Raw genomic sequence first — 17,713 nt, forward strand, 5'->3', positions numbered from 1 at the left:
ATGGATCAAAGTGGACTTACTTTTTAGACAAGATGAAAGCGTTGGACTCAGCCAAGAGTCCAACGCTTTTTTCATTGTTCGATATAGTCCAGTGCATTGTCTTCGATCACGGTATCTGAAATGCGCAATTGATCGAGCGCATCTTCGATATATGGTTCACAATCGGCACCGTTGATTTTTTCGCCGCTGTCGATTGAGTAGCATTCACCTGATCCGGATGTAGAGGTCAAATCCGGTTTGAAATACACATCGCCCTTTCGGAACGAGCCATCGCGGAAAACGACCAGTCTTTCGGTATCCGACAAAAGTGAAGTGCCGAGCATGAAGCCTTGGTCGATCCCTGCAAGTTCCAGGATCGTCGGTGCCAAGTCGATTTGGCCGCCGACGGTCTCGACCGTTTCGCCTTCCGTCAGATTTGGCGGCTTGATCCATAGAGGAACTTGGCGGAACAATTCAAACTGCTCTGTCACTCCATTGGCATCGAGATTGCTCGCCATCTCACGGCCTTGTTCGGTCAATCCGCTGTCATGGTCGCCGTAGAAAATGACCAGCGAATCATCCCACATGTCTTGCTGCTTCAATTCATCGACGAGCACTTCGACCGCACCATCGACATAATGGACAGTATGGTAATAATTCTGTACCAGCTCATCTTCATAACCTGGCATCGCCAACTCTTTTTTATCTTCAGGAATCGTAAAAGGGATATGGCTGCTCAAGGCGATCATGAACGCGTAATAGGGTTCTTCTAATTTTTGGATATGTTCGACCGACGTCCGGAAGAAATCTTCATCGTTGATCGCCATGCCGATTTTTTCCGTATCGGGGTAATCCTTTTCGCTGAAGAAGCGGGAAAAGCCGATATGTTCATAGACGGTATTGCGGTTCCAAAAACTTGCTTCATAAGCATGCATGGCCGCTGTATCGTAGCCGCCTTTTCGCAAAGCTTCCGGAAGCGGGGCGAAGGTGCTGTCTGGGAACCGCGTATAGACAGAACCTGTGCGCAATGGATGCAGCGAGGTGTTGATGACAAACTCTGCATCCGATGTACGCCCTTCATGGGTCTGATGGTGGAAAGAAGGGAAGTACAGCATTTCCTCCTCAAGTTGGTTCAAGTAAGGCGTCACTTCTTCGCCGCCGATTTCCTGGCCGATAACTGAGCTCTGCAGCGATTCCAACTGGACGAGGATAATATTCGGCTGCTCGCCGCTGTTTTTCGTGTTGAGTTCTGCGGCAGCTTCCAGGAGCAGGGCTTCGTCTTGTTCGGATGGTTCCGGCTCACGGAAAATGGAAACGACGCCTTTTCCGAAATCATAGCCATGGTAGCCCCAAAATCCAAGCTCATAGTATTCACGCATATTGCTGGTGGCATCTCCTGTCAGCCAGCGTTCGCCTTTTGCAATGCTTGTGAGGAGTGGTGCGGCAAATATTAGCACGCCGCTTGCAGCAATCGCCGCTGCCAGTTTGCCATTTGTCGTCTGTGTTGTCGTTGTGCGGCGCTTTCTTAAGACGAATATGAAGGCGAGAAATAGCAGGAAGTCGGCAAAGAAGAAAAAGTCCGTCCAGCGGATCAAGCTCAAGAATCCACCGCCTACGTCATTCATTTGCGTCATTGATGGAATTAATTGAACAGATAATAGATCGCCGAAATAGCGGTAATACCAGACGTCCGAAATCAGCAGGATGCTGTGCAGCGCCAAAAGCGATAGTAAAATCCAGCGCCGCTTGCGGGCATCGATCAATAAAGTCCAGCTCGAAAGAATCAATGCGCTCGAGAAGCTGATCAGAAAAAAGCCGAAGCTGAACGGGGTATCGGTGTACAAGCTGAAAAGAAATAATTTAAATGCGGAAAAGGCCAAATAGACCCAGTAATCAATTGTTTTCATCGTCGTTCTCCTTTTTTGGCAGTGAGGGCTTTCTCTATTCACTACCTGTAAACAGGGGTTCGGAAACATCAGCGGGAAAAAGAAAAAAAGAGCGGCCCCAAAAGCTCAGTTTCATGAGCTCTTGGAACTGCTTCTTTTCTTAAATCCAGCCGCGTGCTTCCATTGCTAGGGCGATGCGTTCGACAGCGACCAAATAGGCTGCTTCGCGCATGGTGCTGCCTTTTTGTTCTTTCATTTCATAGACATCATTAAAGGCCTCTGTCATTTCAGTGTGGAGCCGCTCATTCACTTCTTGTTCGGTCCAGCGCAGATGGGTTGTGTTCTGTACCCATTCGAAATAGGAAACCGTGACTCCGCCTGCATTGCACAAAATGTCGGGAATGACCGTGATCCCATTCTTTTCCATTGCAACGTTGCCTTCTGGCGTCGTCGGGCCGTTTGCCGCTTCCGCCACGATCTTGGCGCGGATGGTCGGGCCGGTAACTGAAGTGATCTGGTTTTCGAGCGCAGCGGGCACGAGGATATCCACATCGGCCGCAAACAATTCCTCGTTGCTGAGTGATCCATAGCCATTGTATCCCGCAACTGTGCCGGTTGTTTGGGCGTACCCGATCAACTCTTCGATCGGCAGGCCGTCTTTATGGTAAATGCCGCCGCCAGCGTCCACAATGCCGAGCACTTTCACGCCGCGTTCGTGTAATAGTTTGGCGGTGATCGATCCAACATTCCCAAAACCTTGGACGACTGCGGTCATGCCTTCGAGTTCAAGTCCTAGTTTCTTGGCGGCATCTTCGATGGTGAAGACGACACCGCGCCCGGTTGCTTCGACGCGGCCTTCCGATCCTCCAAGAATCAATGGCTTGCCGGTAATCGTACCGGGCACATTTTTTCCTTTCAGGCGGGAAAATTCATCGATCATCCACCCCATGATCTGAGGCGTCGTGTTGACGTCTGGCGCCGGGATATCTTTTTCAGGCCCCATGATCGGTTCGAGTTCGCGGATAAAGCCCCGTGACAATTCCTCGAGTTCCCGTTCGGACAGCTCTTTCGGATTCACGACGATTCCGCCTTTACCGCCGCCATAAGGGATTCCGAGAATGGCCGCTTTCATTGACATCCAAATCGATAAGGCGGCTACTTCATCTTCTGTCACTCCCGGATGGAACCGTACGCCGCCTTTCGTCGGGCCGAGCACGTCCAAATGCTGGGAGCGGTAACCTTCGAATTCACGGTACGTCCCGTCATCCATGCGCACTGGAATCGATACTTTCAAGATGCGCTTCGGTTTTTTGAGGATTTCGTACACCCCTTGCGGCAATTTGAGTTCCTGCGTCGCTACTTCAAGCATGCGTTGGACAATTTCAAGCGGGTTCGTAAGTTCGACGCCATTTTTCACTTCTTTTACCGGCATTTCCTGCTTCAAGTCTTCTGCTACTTCTTCTTGTCGATCTTCCTGCTGTGTCATTTTCTTCTCCTCCTTGGCTGATTTCCTTCTATACTTTATGTCTTCCTATTAAGAAGGGCACTTAAACATTAGAAGGGGAGAAGAACTACTTAATGGATATCCGTGCCGTATAAAAACCAAGGCGAGGGGAGATCAAACGGATGGCCTTCTGGCAGTTTGCCTGCCTGCTTGCGGGTCAAGTCCATCCAGACAAATGCGCCTTCCACGGAACCGAGACGGATCTTCTCGAGGGGTTCGTGTAAAGTTTCCCATAATCCCGGCTGTTCGAATAAATCTTCCCAAGGATAAAGCGTGTGCAAATAATCATATTTCTTCACATCGTGTTTGGTGATGACGATCCGGTCACGGGCCGGATTTTCATAGAAGTCCCATTGTTCAAGCGCTTGGCTAGAAAATAGGTCAGGGCTTGCGGGAAACGGGTAATAGCATTCGAAGGGAAAGACCCGCTCCGAACGGATGTAGACCGCCTCGAGCCAGCCCATCTTCTCATCGGCGCTTTCAATTTTTCGCCAAGGGGCGCCAGCGGTTTCGAAAGTTTCCACGTTCTCTGCAATTGCAGAAAATAGTTCAGCTTGGCGGGACAGCCCGATTTTTTCCAGAACGCGTTGTGCCGGGAGATTGAACTCCTGTGTATTGGCGCCGACAAAACGGATGCCCGGATGATCGAGTGCCGCATCACGGACATGGGCCATCAAACGGGAGGATAGGCTGAGGCCGCGGAAGCGCACATCGCTCCGCATGCGTCCGAGCATGGCATAACTGCCCGCGAAAATGGTATAGCCCCCGATACTCGCCAGGCGGCCGTCGTGGAACAAACCGAATAAACGGTTAGGCCCTGTGGAAATCCGGTCGAATACCCGGATAACATAATCATCATCGATGCCGGTATCCATGTCTTGCAAAGCCTGTAAATCATCGCCGGTCAACTGGCGGATCGTTTCGTTCATGTATCGTCACTCCTTAAGGGGTCATAGTTGCATAATAATTTTAGTGTATTGCGGGCATGACTACAAAGCGAAAACGGTCGTGAAACGAAAAAAAATTAAGCGGGAGGCATTCGGATTATGTGAAGCACATGTTCTGATTTGAAGAGGCGGCAGGGGAAAGATGGGATGGCGGCGAACTAATCGGAATAGCCATTGTTTCCCGGGAGGCTGGATAGCCGAAAAGTTACGGGAACGATAAGGAGGGAAGGCGTTGGAAAATTGGAAAGCAGTGGAATTGGTTAAAGATCTGTTGTTCGGCTTGGGGCTTTATGCATTGATTACTGTCGTGGGGTTGTTAGTGACGATGGCAACTTCTAGCGGTTCGGATACGCTGTTGTTGAACGATGAAGTAAGAGGCGACATGGCGACAAGCACCTTATTGTGGATGGTAGTTCCTGCTTTTCTGTTGTCATTGGGCTTGGCAGCGCTGAGAAGGATCCGGATGAAAAATGCGGCGCTTCGCATCAGCATCGTCTGGGCATTGCTCTTGTTGTTTTTGTATTTGGTGGCGGCTTTATGGAGCGGCATTTTCACGGTACTTATTGCTTCAGTATCGTTTTATCTATTTTTGGCGGCCGTCTTTTTGGGGCCGATTGTCTATTCGTTTTTAAAAAAATTGCCCGCTTGGAAATAAAAGCGGGCGTTTAGCGCTGGAAGTCGAAGGGAAAAGAGGGTGATAGAGAAAGTTCAAGAGGGGGCGAAGAAGTGGCGATTCATCCACAAGTCATTTTTAACGGAAACTGCAAAGAAGTGCTGTCTTATTATGAAGGCGTGTTTGGCGTATCCGATGTTTCCGTCATCCATTACGGAGACAATCCAGGATCAAAACTCGACGAGGATTTAAAGGAATTGATCCTGGAGGCCGCAATTCCACTCTACGGCAATTACTTATTGCTGTCGGACGCAATGCCCGGAAAACCTGCGACATTCGGCAGTAATTTTCACGTGTCCGTCCGTTCGGAACAATTGGGTGAAATGAAAGCCGATTTCAATAAGCTGGCAGAAAGCGGCAAAGTGATCTTTGAATTCGAGGAGAGCTATTGGAGCGAAGCATACGGCGTCGTAGAAGATAAATTCGGTGTGCAATGGCAGTTCGATTATCGTAAATCTGAAACGGGAGACAAGGAACAAAATCCCGTCGAATAAAGAAACCCCATCGCTTAGGCGATGGGGTTTCTTTAGCTGAAGAGGGTTATGTCTGGAACGGGGATGACAGCATTTCGTATAAGATGGCTGCTGTTGGGAATTCAATACCCGCTAGGACAACCCCTCCGACAAAACGGTAATAGAGTGTAATGACAAAATAGAATCCGATGAACAACAGCGCCGACACGATCAAGAGGATCACGAATGTTCTTGTCATCTGGAGTTCCTCCATTTCTAATATATGCAAAGCTTTCGCAGCGATGGGACAGCAAACATGGCGCAGCTAGAAAAAGAGCAAATTTAGCAAAATGGTCAATACAATCGACAAGATAATTGAAATAAGTATACTTCCCATACAGGAAATGCGCATGAAAAGACCGCCTTTCTTTCTACTCTCCGTGAAAAAGGGGATGGTTGTTGAATGGAAAAATAATTCGGGCAGCTGATGATACTTGCAAATTGTTTACCCGAAAAAAACGGATGCTAATCTTTCAAATAGAGTGTAGAAGGGGTATGCAATCTGCTTCAGCAGTGATGAAAATCTTCATTGCTTTGTCGAATTTTGTCATAATTTCTGCATTTCTTTAAAAAAACGGATGCTATTTTTAATGTTTTTTGTTACAATCGTGTTACGAATAGATGTCCGGAGGGTAACATGGCTAATTACAATGAGTTTTCAGATAGTAATCCGCATAATGAATCCAATCGAATCGAAGCGGAAAAAAACGCCGAAACCGGTGCTGAACCGCCAAATTTTCGATCCAATAAAAAAGATCCAAGGCGCCGCAAACTTTGGCTGAAGGCCGGTGGCGGTATTTTACTGTTGTTTATCTTATGGAATGTGTATTCCTTCGCGAGTTATGTCGCTCCGTGGAATGATGAACGCTCAAAGGCGGATGCTGAACAAGATGAAATCCAGCAATACATTTTCCAGAGCGAGAAGAGCGAGGAAACACTCAAAGAAGTGAGCAATTCGCTCATCCGCTTGTATGACCATAATTCGCTTACAGAACTCCATATCAAAGAGATGGAGGAAAAGTTGGAGCAATTGTCCAAAGAACTCGACACGGACGACCCGCGTCTCGCGCAATTGGAATCCTATCATTTTGCGCAAATTGAGTTAACGCGTGAAATGACGAAGACTTTGCAAAAAAACCACGTTGAAGAAGTTCACGAAAGACTGGATGAGATCCTGGACCGCCAAAAAGAGAAAGCGGACGATAAAGCCGAGATTTTGATTTCGTTGATGGAACAGGAAGACATTAGGTATGAGCAGCAGGCAGACGGTTCGATTGCCTACGAATAATTCAATTCATAAGCGAAAAAGCTCCTTTGGTATCCTTATGGGTATCGAAGGAGCTTTTTCGTACAGTGCGAGGACGGAAAGTTAATAGCTAACGGTGTGTAAAGTAGAAAAAAAGCAGATTGAGGAAAAAGCCCTGTAATTCCAAATGCTGAAACAGGGTATAGGGATGGAAAACATCTATTTTGAAGGAGAGATTTCTTGGATACTCAACAATACAAAGTGAAGGATGGGCGCCACGTAGACTTGGCAGATTGGGCGACACATGAAAATAAAGGATCGGAATCCGATCACATCGAACAGCAATTGAAGGGAACGATCGAAGAACTGAAAAAATGGCATGCCCGACTTCATGCAGAAGAAGAAAAAGGCATTGTGGTGGCCCTTCAGGCGATGGACGCGGCTGGAAAAGACGAAGCCATCACTTATCTGTTCTCGAATTTGACCGCCCAAGGGCTGAAAGTGACGACGCTCGGAAAGCCGACGGAAGAGGAATTGAAGCATGATTATTTATGGCGCTTGCACAAGGCCTTGCCGGAGCGCGGGCAAATCGGCATTTTAAACCGTTCCCATTACGAAGAAGTCATTGCGACGCGTGTCCATAATCTGCTCGAAGAAGAGCCCTTGCCGAATCAATTGATCGATGGTGAAGTATGGAACCGTCGCTACCGGCAAATCAACGAATTTGAGCGGTACATGTTCGAAAACGGTTTTCCGTTTGTGAAATTCTTCTTTAATATTTCCAAAGAAGAACAAACCACGCGCCTGCTCGAACGGATGAAAAACCCAGAGAAGAATTGGGAGTTTTCCTTCAGCGATGTCGAAGAACGCGAGCATTGGGAGGATTACCAGGACATATTTGGGGATATGCTGACACACACCTCTACAGATCATGCCCCTTGGTACATATTGCCGGCAGATGATGAAATGTATTCCCGTTTGATTATCGCCCGAGTGATGGTGGAGATGTTGGAAGAAATTAACCCGGAATTACCGGAAATCAGCGGCAAGCAAAAAGACAAGCTCAAGCATTACATCGATAAGCTGGAAAAGGAAACAGAATGATATAACCCGAAGCGGCCAAGGCTGCTTCGGGTTTTGTTTTTGACTATGATTTATTGGAACAATAGATAACCATTCTCGGAAATGAATTCGTAGCTTAGATCGACGAACAGGAAGCATGCATCCGACAGCGGATAGCTGAAAGTGCGGATCATTTCCCCTGTTTCGATATCAGCGTAAATATCCGATAGGCGTCCTTTATGGCTCACTTTCATGAGCATCATATTCTCCAAGAAATAAGGGCGAAAAGCCCAATGTGAACCAATTTGCTGCGGTTCGCTTTGCCAGCTTCCGGCTGTTTTCCGGAAGTTGGAGGAGACTTGTTCCCCGTCGCTGTTGCAGATGTAGATACGGAAACTTTCCGCCTCGAAAAGCGGCAGCACTTCCTTGATGAACAGGTCGGCATAGTCTGGGCTTTGCCATTTGCCCGTCAATCGTTTGAGTTTATCTTCGGAACGGGCGGTATAGGCCAAGCGTTCGCTGACCATCGCTTTTTCGCGGTGGACAAATTCCTTTACGTGATGACCCACGTGGATGGACAAGGAATCCGTCGTCAGCAGGGCAGGGTTCGGATGAGCCAGATAATAGCCTTGGTAGTAATGGCCGCCGTGTTTCCAGGCGAAATACAATTGATGGTTATCTTCTATATATTCATACAACAGCCGTGCGCCGATACGGTGGGCAAGCATCGATAACGAATGGATGATGTCCTGGAAAGCGTCGGGCTGGTGGTGCCGGCTGATGCTCATATCGATTTTCAGGATATGCGGCCGCAACTGCCGGATGCGGTCGATATTCGAACTTTTCGCGCCGGCATGATCGACAGCAATCTGGATGCCGAAAGTCTTGAAATACAAGAGCAAGTGGTTGAGTGTATCGAAATCATCATTGAAATCATGCTCGGTAATTTCAAGGACAATGCGTTCGAGCGGGAATCCGCGTTTGCGGTATTTGAGCAAGGTTTTCAGGAAATCTTCGCCGTCTCCTGCCATCAGCTGGCGGGCGTTGCGATTGATGAACAACAGGCAGTCATTGTTTTGCAGCAGCAATTGATCGAGTGCCATTTCGAGCAGCCTTTGGTCCACTTCTGTTTTGTACTCGTCCGGAACTTCCGGGTCGTTGAAGAAATCGCCGAGTGATTTGATTCCGTCCGGTTCTATGTAGCGGCCGAGCAGTTCGTAACCGATGACGTCGTGTTTGACGGCACTGACGATCGGCTGGAACACCGGCATAATTTTGTCCATATTGTCGATGATGTCTAACGGATCCATAATATCTCTCCTTGCCGTGCACTGTCTTGTTCTATTTTAATCTTAATTTTTCCAGCATTCAATTGAAGCTTTTGAAACACCGTTCAAATGACGAATATTCCGTGAATGAAAAGAAACTGTAAATCCAGCCAGAAGTGCTTGCTTTTCTATGATGCCACCCCCTATAATGTGAGTCGCTGCCTTGCCTCATCGCCTTCAACGGAATGCGGGCATCGCTCATTATCACTAGATGAACGGAGAATATGAAATGGACAAATTTTACCGCCTCGGGGCAATTTTTATTGCTTCCATTGTTATGGCGATCGCTTTCAACATGTTTTTGCTGCCACATGAAATTTTATCAGGAGGGGTTACCGGAATCGCCATGATCTTCGGCTTGATGACACCGATCAACTCAGGGATCTGGCTGATTTTGCTGAACTTGCCGATTTTGGTCATCGGTTGGATGAAGCTCGGCAAGACTTTTATCGGCAACAGCATTTTTTCAGTAGCTGTGACGTCGATTGCCATGCTTTACATCCCGATTGTCCAAGTAACAGAAGATGCACTATTGTCATCGGTCTTCGGCGGCGTCATTTCAGGCGCTGCAGTAGGGATCATCATCCGCTTTTACGGGTCGACCGGCGGCTTTGATGTCATCGGTCTGTTGCTGACAATGAAGCGCGACATCCCGCTTGGCTTCATGGTTTTTACTTTGAACAGCGGCGTCGTGTTCATCTCGGGCTTTATCTTCAACTGGGAGCTCGCGATGTATACGATGGCATCGATCTATATCACAGGAATCGTTGTTGACCGTATCCACACGCGCCATATCAAGCTCAGCTTGATGGTGGTGACGGCCAAAGGCGACGAAGTGAAGAAGAAGCTATTGACGAACCTCTACCGTGGCATCACGGTAACGGACGGGGAAGGCGCTTATACTGGCGCCAAGGTGAAAGTGCTGCATAGTGTCATCACCCGTTACGAACTGGCATTTGTCCGCCCCTTGATCCGAGAAATCGACCCGAATGCTTTCGTCAGCATCACCGAGACGATGGAAGTGGTCGGAAATTTCCGGCGAGATGAAAATTACAAGAAAAATTCGATGTAATGGGAAAAAGCCGTCCAGAAAAAGTGCGCAGACACTTTTAGGGACGGCTTTTCCTTTATTTACTGAACATTGTGCAGGATAAGGGGTTACTGTGCTTCCTCGACAAAAACGCGGTACACCACTTCATCGAACAAAGCGCGCTCATGTCCTGGATAAATCTCGCGGTGGTGGGAATTGCGCCGCTTCAAAGCATTCTTCAGCAGGAAACGATGGATTTTGCTGAACGCTTCCACGGCCGGTTCAAGATTTTTGGCGCTGCGCAATTGGACCGATAGGCCATCTTCAAATTCTTCGAATGCGACTTCCGGAAGCAGCGGGAACTTTCGCTCTTTGTGAATCAAGTTGAACGCGCGGTCGATTGTTCCATTGTCGATGAAATCCGGCTGGCGGATCATCAGCGAGAAAGTTGCCGGCAACCCATCTGGACTTTCAGCGTGGTGGAGTGTTTCGAGCGGATAAAGGGAATATTCCGCAAACCCTGGCGGACGATGGCCGAATTGTGGAATCGTCCGCACGGCTTCCGAAAGGGCAGTCAATACACGAAGGCGCTCATGGAAATCCTCAGACCCGAGGCTTTCGCGCCCGTCGATGATAAAATAGAATTGTTTCGGGATGTGGACGGCATGCGCTTCGGTGGCGGGAATGTATATTTTTTGTTCCTCTACTTTCCAATCCTGCATCAGCAAATCACTCCTCTATTCGCGGAATTTGAGTTCAGGCATCCAAGTGGCAAGATGAGCTTTTGTGTTGGCGTTCCATTCAGTATTGATATCTTTTAACAACAAAACCTCAAAATCTGTAAACCCGTCGTGTTGCACGAAAGTTGGGGTGAAGGCTGGGTTTGTGAGGACAATACTTGAACCTTGTGCCGTTTCGAGCTTTTCGATTTCTAAATGGGCAATGCCGCCGATTCGTCTCTCTACGCCTTTTTGTCCGGACAAGAAGTTGCCAAGCGAGTAAAAGACAAGGCTGCGGCGACCGTCTGCAGTATTAATCCAGGCGGGCGGCTGCAAGACATGCGGGTGATGCCCGAGAATGATATCTGCGCCGTTTTCAGCGGCAAAAAGGGCGAGTTCTGCTTGCTCTTGTGTCGGCATCGCTTCGTATTCATTGCCGAAATGCAGGCTTAACACCGTCACATCTGAATGCTTGCGCGCATACGCTAAATCCTGTTGGATCAATTCCCGGTCAATGCGATTGACTAAATACGGCCGGCCGGCGGGTGTCGGGACTCCATTGGTTCCGTACGTATAGGATAAAAACGATAAAGTGATGCCGTTGCGCTCGAGAACTGGAATATCAGCACGCTGTTGTGCGGAAAGATGAGAACCGGTTGATACCATTCCGATAGCCCGCCAATGGGAGATGGCGTTCTCGATGGCTTGGACGCCGCGATCCAGGGTATGGTTGTTCGCCATAGAGACGACATCGACTCCGGCATTTTTCATGGCATCGCCTAGCTCGAATGGGCTGTTGAATGATGGATAGGTGGACACGCCAATTTCACTGCCGCCGATAATGCTTTCGGAATTGGCGACGGTAATATCGGAAGATTCGAGAAAGGGCTGGATTGGTGCAAACATGGAATCAAAATCATACGTGCTGCCTGTCTTGGCATCTTCGTAAAGAGGCTCATGGATGAGCACATCACCGATTGCCGACAAGCTCACGCGATGGTTCCTCGCCAATCGCTCAGGTATCACCGCAAGCGGGGCAGGACGCAAAGTAAATTCATGCGAGCCAGGTTCAGCCGCAGACGGCTGTTCACCGCTGATAGCCAAAGTTCCGATAGCAGCCAGGCATACGATAAACCATTTTGTGATAGTTGCCATGAGTCACTTCCTTTCCAGGGGCCTGCCTAAAATAGCCGGGCGGGCGCATGTAGTATCCGTCAGATTGATTGATTTCAGAATACTATAACCATGAGGAAGTGACTAGGCTTTTTCTGGTTTCACCATGATAAATAGCCTGTTTTTACAGAGGCCTTGAGAAGACAACCACTTACAGGCGCAAATGATTCACATAATGATAAAGAAATAGATGATGACCATGATAATCATGATCGACAGCATCGTGGAAATCATGCTGATGCGCAGATTCGACGAATAAAAGGTTTCCTGGATGATTTGCTGGCGTTTTTCTCGGTAGGTGCGTGTAGCTGTGAAAATGATGACCAGGCCGAATACACAAGCAAAAATGCCAAGGATGATGGTAAATAAATCGACAAAGGGATTTCGCACGACGCCCATTGTGAAATGGAGGCTCGTCGCCAGGAAGCCGACGCCGACGATGGAGATTGCCGTGCGGATCCAAGCAAGATAAGTGCGCTCGTTTGCGAGATGCTGTTGGGTATAGGTCAGCTGGTTTTTTTCTTTTCGATAGGATTGCCGTGACAAGTGGTGGACCTCCTTCGATTGAATGGCGTCTGCTTTCTCATAGTTTACCCAGAAAGCGATTGTTCTAATTAGAAAGTCATCAAGAAATGGATAACCGAAAACATAATCGGGGTATACATGTATCATCACAAGTAAATGGGGAATATTGATGGAATTATTGTTGACTATCCTGGTCCTGCTGATCGCGCTCCTCGTCTCCAATGTAGTGAGCCACTACATGCCGCAAGTGCCGGCAGCACTTATCCAAGTGGCGCTCGGGACGATCATCGTGCTGGTCTTCGAGGATTTTACATTTGAATTGGAAGCTGAATGGTTTCTATTGCTGTTTATTGCACCGCTCTTGTTCAACGATGGGCGGCATTTTCCGCGTGAAGAATTATGGCGTATGCGTGGGCCGATTTTCGGCAACGCGGTCATCCTGGTGCTGTTGACGACAATGATCGGCGGTTATTTTATCCACTGGCTCATTGAAGACATCCCGCTCGCCGCAGCGTTTGCACTGGCTGCGATCCTGTCGCCGACGGACCCTGTCGCAGTCAACGGCATCTCCCAGCGCGTCCGCATCCCAAGCAATGTGTTGAGCTTGGTACGCGGCGAGTCGCTGATTAATGACGCTTCGGGGCTCGTCGCATTCAATTATGCAGTCGCTGCAGTCGTCACCGGAACCTTCTCGCTATACTCCGCTATTTTCAATTTTTCCTATAAATTTTTGGCGGGTGCACTTCTAGGAGCCGTGATCGCTTTGCTGTTTGTTGGCATCCGCTTATTGTTCCGCAAACAGGGGATTAATGACGTCACGTTCCATTCGCTATTGCAGATCATGACGCCGTTTATCATCTTTGTCGTAGCGGAGGAATTATTAGGGGCATCCGGCGTTATCGCCGTGGTCGTCGGGGGAATTGTTCATTCGCTCGTGCAGGAAGACACCGAAGCGCTGGTTGCAGAAGAGCAGATGCTGACGGAAAATATTTGGACGATCATCACCTTTGTGTTGAACGGCATCATTTTCTTGCTGCTCGGGCTCAACATCCCGGGGGCGATGAGCGGCGCATTAGAAAACCCGAGTATGGATGCAAGTGTCCTGCTGTCGTATGTTCTGGCGATTACCGCCATGCTGCTCGGCATCCGCTTTATTTGGGCTTATTTATTTTCCCACTACGAGTACCGCTTCGGCAAAATGGAAGATGCTGCAAAGCCGAGCCTCAAGCTGACTTTATTCGTCAGCCTGACAGGCGTGAGAGGGACGGTGACCATGGTCGGGATTTTGTCCTTGCCGATGATCATTGAAGGCGGCTATATTTTCCCGCAGCGTTCACTGCTGCTGTTTCTCGCAGTCGGCACAATCCTCTTGACGCTGCTGCTTGCGACCGCCTGCTTGCCGCTGCTCAGCAAGGGCAAATTGGCCGGTAGCGATGACGGCGATACAATCGACTTGGAAGAAGCAAGACGGCGTATTTTGCTGGCATCGATCGCCCGCATCAAATCGGAAATGACCGAAGCGAATGAAACGGCAGCTTATGAATTAATGGATGAATACCGTTTGCGTTTCCAGCAAGTCCAGCCTGAAGGCGAAGAAGCGAAAGAGGCGAACAAGAAATACCAGCGCCGCATGAAGGAAGTGCGGCTGCGGGCTTTGAAATCCGAGCGCCGCTTTATCGAAAGGCTGAAGAAGACAGAAGGGATGGAACGGGAGGTCTATGAGGCATTCGAGCATTCGCTGAATCGCCGCGAGGAAGCGATTGCCCACAACGCCCGTTCGACATTATTGTATTTGCAGGGCAAGTTGATCCGAGCATGGCGAAGGTTCCGCGGGGAAAATTGGCAAGACGAGGAAATTCGCCTGGTCGAATACCAGGTTGGCCGTGAAGTGCAATTGAAGGCACTTGAAGCCGCCTTGAAGAATTTGGAAGCCTACCATCAAAAAGCTTCACATAAAGACATCGTCGAAGCAGTTTTGACCGAGTACCGGAAAATGATCAGCCGTTTGAGAAAGCCCGAAACCTTGTATGATGAACGTTACGAGATGCAAAAAGAAGAGCTGCGCATCAATGTCATGGACATGGGGCGAGCCAAAATCTACGATATGTACGATGCTGCGGAAATCACACGGCAGCAAGCGAAAGAATTAAGGAAATACATCAATTACATCGAAAGCGTCACTTTGTACGATCCGACGGAGTAAAAGCAGAAGCCTGGGCTTCTGCTTTTTCATTTAGATTGAAAAATCTGTCACTTCTGTAAATGACATGCTTTCACCTGAATAAAAAGCGAATGAATTATAAATAATGTATTGAATCGTACGTTAAATAGCGTAGACTGGGTTTATGGAAAGCGATTTATTTTCGAAATTGCTGTTATTTCCGAAGAAAGGGTGGAGAAGAGATGGAGAAAGTAGAGTTGGGAACTGTCATCAAAGACTGGCGTTTACATGCCATTGCCTTCATTTTGGTAGCCATTACCGAAGCGATTGGCCAGTTCAGCATTGCTGTAGGGCCAGGAGTCATTCTATTATTACCGATGTTATATGCATTCTTTTTGGGGCTTGGCTTGTATTTCACGCCGCTCATTTCCGAGAAAAACGCCAAAAATGCAGAACCACTCATCATTTTAGGCGTGACTTTGCTGATTGCCAAAATCGGTGTCACGATCGGGCCGCAGATTGAAGCAATCATCGCAGCGGGTCCAGCACTTTTACTGCAGGAACTCGGTAATTTGGGGACGATTTTCCTTGCTCTGCCGCTTGCTGTGCTGCTTGGGTTCCGCCGTGAAAGCATCGGTATGACCCATTCGATTGCGCGTGAGCCGAATGTCGGGCTGATCGTCAATAAGTTTGGATTCTCTTCACCTGAAGGCCGCGGAGTCATGGCGGTCTATATTTTCGGAACGGTATTCGGAGCCGTTTTTCTTGGCTTGATTTCAGGATTGCTTGCAACGGCAACGCCGCTCCATCCTCTGTCGTTTGCCATGGCATCCGGCGTCGGGAGCGGATCGATGATGGCTGCGGCCAGTGGTTCGCTGATCGGGGCATATCCCGAATTGGAAGAACAAATCGTTGCCTTTGCGGGAGCGAGTAATTTACTATCGCTGTCCACTGGCTTGTATTTCAGTATTTTTATCGGCTTGCCGCTAACGGAGAAGTTGTACAGCATTATGATGCGCAGATCGGAACGAAAAGCTGCGAAGGGAGGCGGGCCAAATGCTTAAAAGTGTCATCGAATGGACATGGGTATTGGCTATTTTCGGCGTTGCCGCTTTGATTGGCAACTGGTTCGGCATGGATGTTTTGCCATGGGAAGCGATTCCGGGAATGCTGGTCTTGATCGCCGTGAGCCTCGTCGGTTTAATGTTGGAGAAGGCATTGCCCTTTAGCATGCCGGCAGTCGGCTATATCGGCATACTGGCCATCATCATTTCCTTGCCGTGGTTTCCAGGTTCGGATTATGTCGTTGCCTGGACCAGCCAGATCGGTATTTTGGCGCTTGCCACGCCGATCCTCGCCTACGCCGGCATCTCGGTCGGATCGAACTGGGCGGATTTCCGCAAGCTGGGCTTCCGGAGCTTTTTGGTGGCGATCGCGGTCTTTCTCGGGACCTTCATCGGCTCCGCCCTTATCGCTGAAGTGATCTTGCGCTGGCAAGGCATTATATAAGAAAAAATCCCCCCAGCAAATATTGCCAGGGGGATTTTTGATTGAACGCAAAAGAAATGGCCCGGTGCAGTCACCTGCATCGGGCCTTCAAAAAATTTGGGGGTGAAGGGGAAGCTCACTAAACGCTTCTGCTTATTAGTTACCACATGCCGATGGTGCTCAAACATCTTGCCGCAACTTTTTGAAACTTGTACATTCTATATAGATAGATTTTTTTAGAACGACCGCATTTATAGATAGGGGGAGTTTGATGAAAATTATTGTGGCGCCGGATTCTTTTAAAGGCAGCATCTCAGCAGAGCAAGCGGCACGCGCAATGGCCGAAGGGATACTGGACACAGCCCCGGATTGCGAGGTCATCGAATTGCCGTCCGCGGACGGCGGTGAAGGCACCATGGCGAATCTGGTCGCAGCGACAAACGGCCGTATCGCAACCCAACAAGTTTCAGGGCCGCTCGGCAAGCCGGTCGCTGCCAGCTATGGCATGCTTGGAAACGGCAAGACTTGCGTCATTGAAATTGCAGAGGCATCCGGCCTGACCTTGCTTTCACAAACAGAACGCAGTCCGGAGCGTACATCGACAAACGGCACCGGCGAATTGATCCTTCATGCCCTCGACGCCGGATTTCGGGATTTCATCATCGGGCTCGGGGGCAGCGCAACGAATGATGGAGGGACAGGAATCCTGCGCGCGCTCGGCATGCGATTTCTCGATGCTTCAGGTAAGGAACTGCCGCCAGGAGCTGGGGCACTGGGTGAACTTTATGCAATAGATGCAGGCTCTTTCGATACGCGCCTTCAGGATTGCCGCTTTGTCATCGCGAGTGATGTCGACAATCCACTGGTCGGCCCGAACGGCGCTTCACATATATTCGGCCCGCAAAAAGGCGCGACCGCTAAAATGGCGGAAGCGCTGGATCGGAAGTTAAGCCATTACGCCGATATCGTGGAGAAAGAGACTGGAGTGTCTTTGCATGATTACCCGGGGGCAGGGGCTGCGGGCGGTGCAGGCGGCGCGTTTTTGGCATTCTTTCCGGCAGTCATGCGGCGCGGCATCGATGTCGTTCTTGAAGCTTCAGGATTTTCAGAAAGCGTGGCGTCGAGTGATTTGATTTTCACGGGTGAAGGAAAATCGGACCACCAAACCTTATCCGGAAAAACAGCTTTTGGCATTGCTCAAATGGCTGCTGTCCACAGCAAGCCGGTCATCTTATTGTCAGGCGCGATCGATCCGGAGAGCCGCAAGGACTTGATGCACTTTTTCGAAGAAGTGCATTCAGTATCAGGTGGAGCTGTGACCGAAAAACAATCGATGGACGACGCCTATGTGCATGTGCGCAAACGGGCAGCGGAAATTCTCAACGCTTATTTGGGCAATCATCCACAATCCGATTAAGCATCCGCACAATTTTTATTTCGGAACAGGTGTAACAAAATGCGAAACGGGGTAGAAATCATT

The 17,713-nt window shown here is 49.1% G+C and carries 17 protein-coding genes; 9 read left to right on the forward strand and 8 right to left on the reverse strand.

The window, feature by feature from the left end; translation table 11 throughout:
• Nucleotides 1-71: 71 nt before the first annotated feature.
• The 3 genes from G3255_RS04715 to G3255_RS04725 form a co-directional block, all read right to left on the reverse strand.
• The gene (locus G3255_RS04715; protein WP_211653520.1) at nt 72-1,886 is read right to left on the reverse strand and encodes an LTA synthase family protein; all 1,815 of its coding nucleotides are present in this window, start codon (nt 1,884-1,886) and stop codon (nt 72-74) included.
• A gap of 139 nt (nt 1,887-2,025) precedes the next feature.
• Nucleotides 2,026-3,297: a Glu/Leu/Phe/Val family dehydrogenase gene (locus tag G3255_RS04720; RefSeq protein WP_211655765.1), complete on the reverse strand. Its 1,272-nt coding sequence runs from the start codon at nt 3,295-3,297 to the stop codon at nt 2,026-2,028.
• A 143-nt stretch (nt 3,298-3,440) separates the two neighbouring features.
• Complete coding sequence (locus G3255_RS04725) at nt 3,441-4,298, reverse strand: GNAT family N-acetyltransferase (RefSeq protein ID WP_211653521.1); 858 nt, start codon at nt 4,296-4,298, stop codon at nt 3,441-3,443.
• Nucleotides 4,299-4,548: 250 nt separating this feature from the next.
• Here G3255_RS04725 and G3255_RS04730 point away from each other — a divergent pair, with 250 nt between their 5' ends.
• Nucleotides 4,549-4,971 (forward strand): hypothetical protein, encoded by a 423-nt coding sequence (locus G3255_RS04730; protein WP_211653522.1) that lies wholly within the window; start codon nt 4,549-4,551, stop codon nt 4,969-4,971.
• 71 nt (nt 4,972-5,042) lie between these two features.
• Nucleotides 5,043-5,483: a VOC family protein gene (locus G3255_RS04735; protein ID WP_211653523.1), complete on the forward strand. Its 441-nt coding sequence runs from the start codon at nt 5,043-5,045 to the stop codon at nt 5,481-5,483.
• A gap of 46 nt (nt 5,484-5,529) precedes the next feature.
• Here the strand turns inward: G3255_RS04735 and G3255_RS04740 are convergent, their stop codons facing one another.
• The gene (locus G3255_RS04740; protein ID WP_211653524.1) at nt 5,530-5,700 is read right to left on the reverse strand and encodes a hypothetical protein; all 171 of its coding nucleotides are present in this window, start codon (nt 5,698-5,700) and stop codon (nt 5,530-5,532) included.
• 438 nt (nt 5,701-6,138) lie between these two features.
• Between G3255_RS04740 and G3255_RS04745 the strand changes: the two genes are divergently transcribed.
• Both G3255_RS04745 and G3255_RS04750 read left to right on the forward strand, forming a co-directional pair.
• Nucleotides 6,139-6,789, forward strand: a complete 651-nt coding sequence (locus G3255_RS04745) for a hypothetical protein (RefSeq protein ID WP_211653525.1) — start codon at nt 6,139-6,141, stop codon at nt 6,787-6,789.
• 198 nt (nt 6,790-6,987) lie between these two features.
• The gene (locus G3255_RS04750) at nt 6,988-7,851 is read left to right on the forward strand and encodes a PPK2 family polyphosphate kinase (protein WP_211653526.1); all 864 of its coding nucleotides are present in this window, start codon (nt 6,988-6,990) and stop codon (nt 7,849-7,851) included.
• Between the two features lie 50 nt (nt 7,852-7,901).
• Here the strand turns inward: G3255_RS04750 and G3255_RS04755 are convergent, their stop codons facing one another.
• Nucleotides 7,902-9,119: an EAL domain-containing protein gene (locus G3255_RS04755; RefSeq protein WP_211653527.1), complete on the reverse strand. Its 1,218-nt coding sequence runs from the start codon at nt 9,117-9,119 to the stop codon at nt 7,902-7,904.
• A 247-nt stretch (nt 9,120-9,366) separates the two neighbouring features.
• Here G3255_RS04755 and G3255_RS04760 point away from each other — a divergent pair, with 247 nt between their 5' ends.
• Complete coding sequence (locus G3255_RS04760) at nt 9,367-10,209, forward strand: YitT family protein (protein ID WP_211653528.1); 843 nt, start codon at nt 9,367-9,369, stop codon at nt 10,207-10,209.
• An 86-nt stretch (nt 10,210-10,295) separates the two neighbouring features.
• On the opposite strand, the gene G3255_RS04765 is transcribed toward G3255_RS04760, so the two are convergent.
• From G3255_RS04765 to G3255_RS04775, 3 genes are all read right to left on the reverse strand, one after another.
• Nucleotides 10,296-10,889 carry a hypothetical protein gene (locus G3255_RS04765; protein WP_211653529.1) on the reverse strand — a complete coding sequence of 198 codons (594 nt, stop codon included), beginning with the start codon at nt 10,887-10,889 and terminating at the stop codon, nt 10,296-10,298.
• Between the two features lie 15 nt (nt 10,890-10,904).
• Entirely contained in the window at nt 10,905-12,041 is a 1,137-nt protein-coding gene (locus tag G3255_RS04770) for a CapA family protein (RefSeq protein ID WP_211653530.1), read from the reverse strand.
• Nucleotides 12,042-12,227: 186 nt separating this feature from the next.
• Nucleotides 12,228-12,605, reverse strand: coding sequence for a YidH family protein (locus G3255_RS04775; RefSeq protein ID WP_068488018.1), 378 nt, complete (start codon nt 12,603-12,605; stop codon nt 12,228-12,230).
• A 148-nt stretch (nt 12,606-12,753) separates the two neighbouring features.
• Here G3255_RS04775 and G3255_RS04780 point away from each other — a divergent pair, with 148 nt between their 5' ends.
• From G3255_RS04780 to G3255_RS04795, 4 genes are all read left to right on the forward strand, one after another.
• Nucleotides 12,754-14,787 (forward strand): Na+/H+ antiporter, encoded by a 2,034-nt coding sequence (locus tag G3255_RS04780; protein ID WP_211653531.1) that lies wholly within the window; start codon nt 12,754-12,756, stop codon nt 14,785-14,787.
• A gap of 200 nt (nt 14,788-14,987) precedes the next feature.
• Complete coding sequence (locus tag G3255_RS04785; RefSeq protein WP_211653532.1) at nt 14,988-15,809, forward strand: DUF3100 domain-containing protein; 822 nt, start codon at nt 14,988-14,990, stop codon at nt 15,807-15,809.
• The gene (locus tag G3255_RS04790) at nt 15,802-16,254 is read left to right on the forward strand and encodes a hypothetical protein (RefSeq protein ID WP_101805356.1); all 453 of its coding nucleotides are present in this window, start codon (nt 15,802-15,804) and stop codon (nt 16,252-16,254) included. Before G3255_RS04785 ends, G3255_RS04790 begins: the two co-directional genes overlap by 8 nt.
• Before the next feature lie 250 nt (nt 16,255-16,504).
• Nucleotides 16,505-17,650, forward strand: a complete 1,146-nt coding sequence (locus tag G3255_RS04795) for a glycerate kinase (RefSeq protein WP_211653533.1) — start codon at nt 16,505-16,507, stop codon at nt 17,648-17,650.
• The last annotated feature ends 63 nt before the right edge of the window (nt 17,651-17,713 follow it).

The sequence above is a fragment of the Planococcus sp. MSAK28401 genome (assembly GCF_018283455.1).
GTDB lineage: Bacteria > Bacillota > Bacilli > Bacillales_A > Planococcaceae > Planococcus > Planococcus alpniumensis.

What these genes read in the sequence shown, in the direction of transcription:
- G3255_RS04725 (WP_211653521.1), bottom strand. Translation starts at nt 4,298, where the DNA reads ATGAACGAAACGATCCGCCAGTTGACCGGCGATGATTTACAGGCTTTG.
- G3255_RS04745 (WP_211653525.1), top strand. Translation starts at nt 6,139, where the DNA reads ATGGCTAATTACAATGAGTTTTCAGATAGTAATCCGCATAATGAATCC.
- G3255_RS04720 (WP_211655765.1), bottom strand. Translation starts at nt 3,297, where the DNA reads ATGCCGGTAAAAGAAGTGAAAAATGGCGTCGAACTTACGAACCCGCTT.
- G3255_RS04715 (WP_211653520.1), bottom strand. Translation starts at nt 1,886, where the DNA reads ATGAAAACAATTGATTACTGGGTCTATTTGGCCTTTTCCGCATTTAAA.
- G3255_RS04780 (WP_211653531.1), top strand. Translation starts at nt 12,754, where the DNA reads ATGGAATTATTGTTGACTATCCTGGTCCTGCTGATCGCGCTCCTCGTC.
- G3255_RS04795 (WP_211653533.1), top strand. Translation starts at nt 16,505, where the DNA reads ATGAAAATTATTGTGGCGCCGGATTCTTTTAAAGGCAGCATCTCAGCA.
- G3255_RS04770 (WP_211653530.1), bottom strand. Translation starts at nt 12,041, where the DNA reads ATGGCAACTATCACAAAATGGTTTATCGTATGCCTGGCTGCTATCGGA.
- G3255_RS04760 (WP_211653528.1), top strand. Translation starts at nt 9,367, where the DNA reads ATGGACAAATTTTACCGCCTCGGGGCAATTTTTATTGCTTCCATTGTT.
- G3255_RS04790 (WP_101805356.1), top strand. Translation starts at nt 15,802, where the DNA reads ATGCTTAAAAGTGTCATCGAATGGACATGGGTATTGGCTATTTTCGGC.
- G3255_RS04785 (WP_211653532.1), top strand. Translation starts at nt 14,988, where the DNA reads ATGGAGAAAGTAGAGTTGGGAACTGTCATCAAAGACTGGCGTTTACAT.
- G3255_RS04740 (WP_211653524.1), bottom strand. Translation starts at nt 5,700, where the DNA reads ATGACAAGAACATTCGTGATCCTCTTGATCGTGTCGGCGCTGTTGTTC.
- G3255_RS04755 (WP_211653527.1), bottom strand. Translation starts at nt 9,119, where the DNA reads ATGGATCCGTTAGACATCATCGACAATATGGACAAAATTATGCCGGTG.
- G3255_RS04765 (WP_211653529.1), bottom strand. Translation starts at nt 10,889, where the DNA reads ATGCAGGATTGGAAAGTAGAGGAACAAAAAATATACATTCCCGCCACC.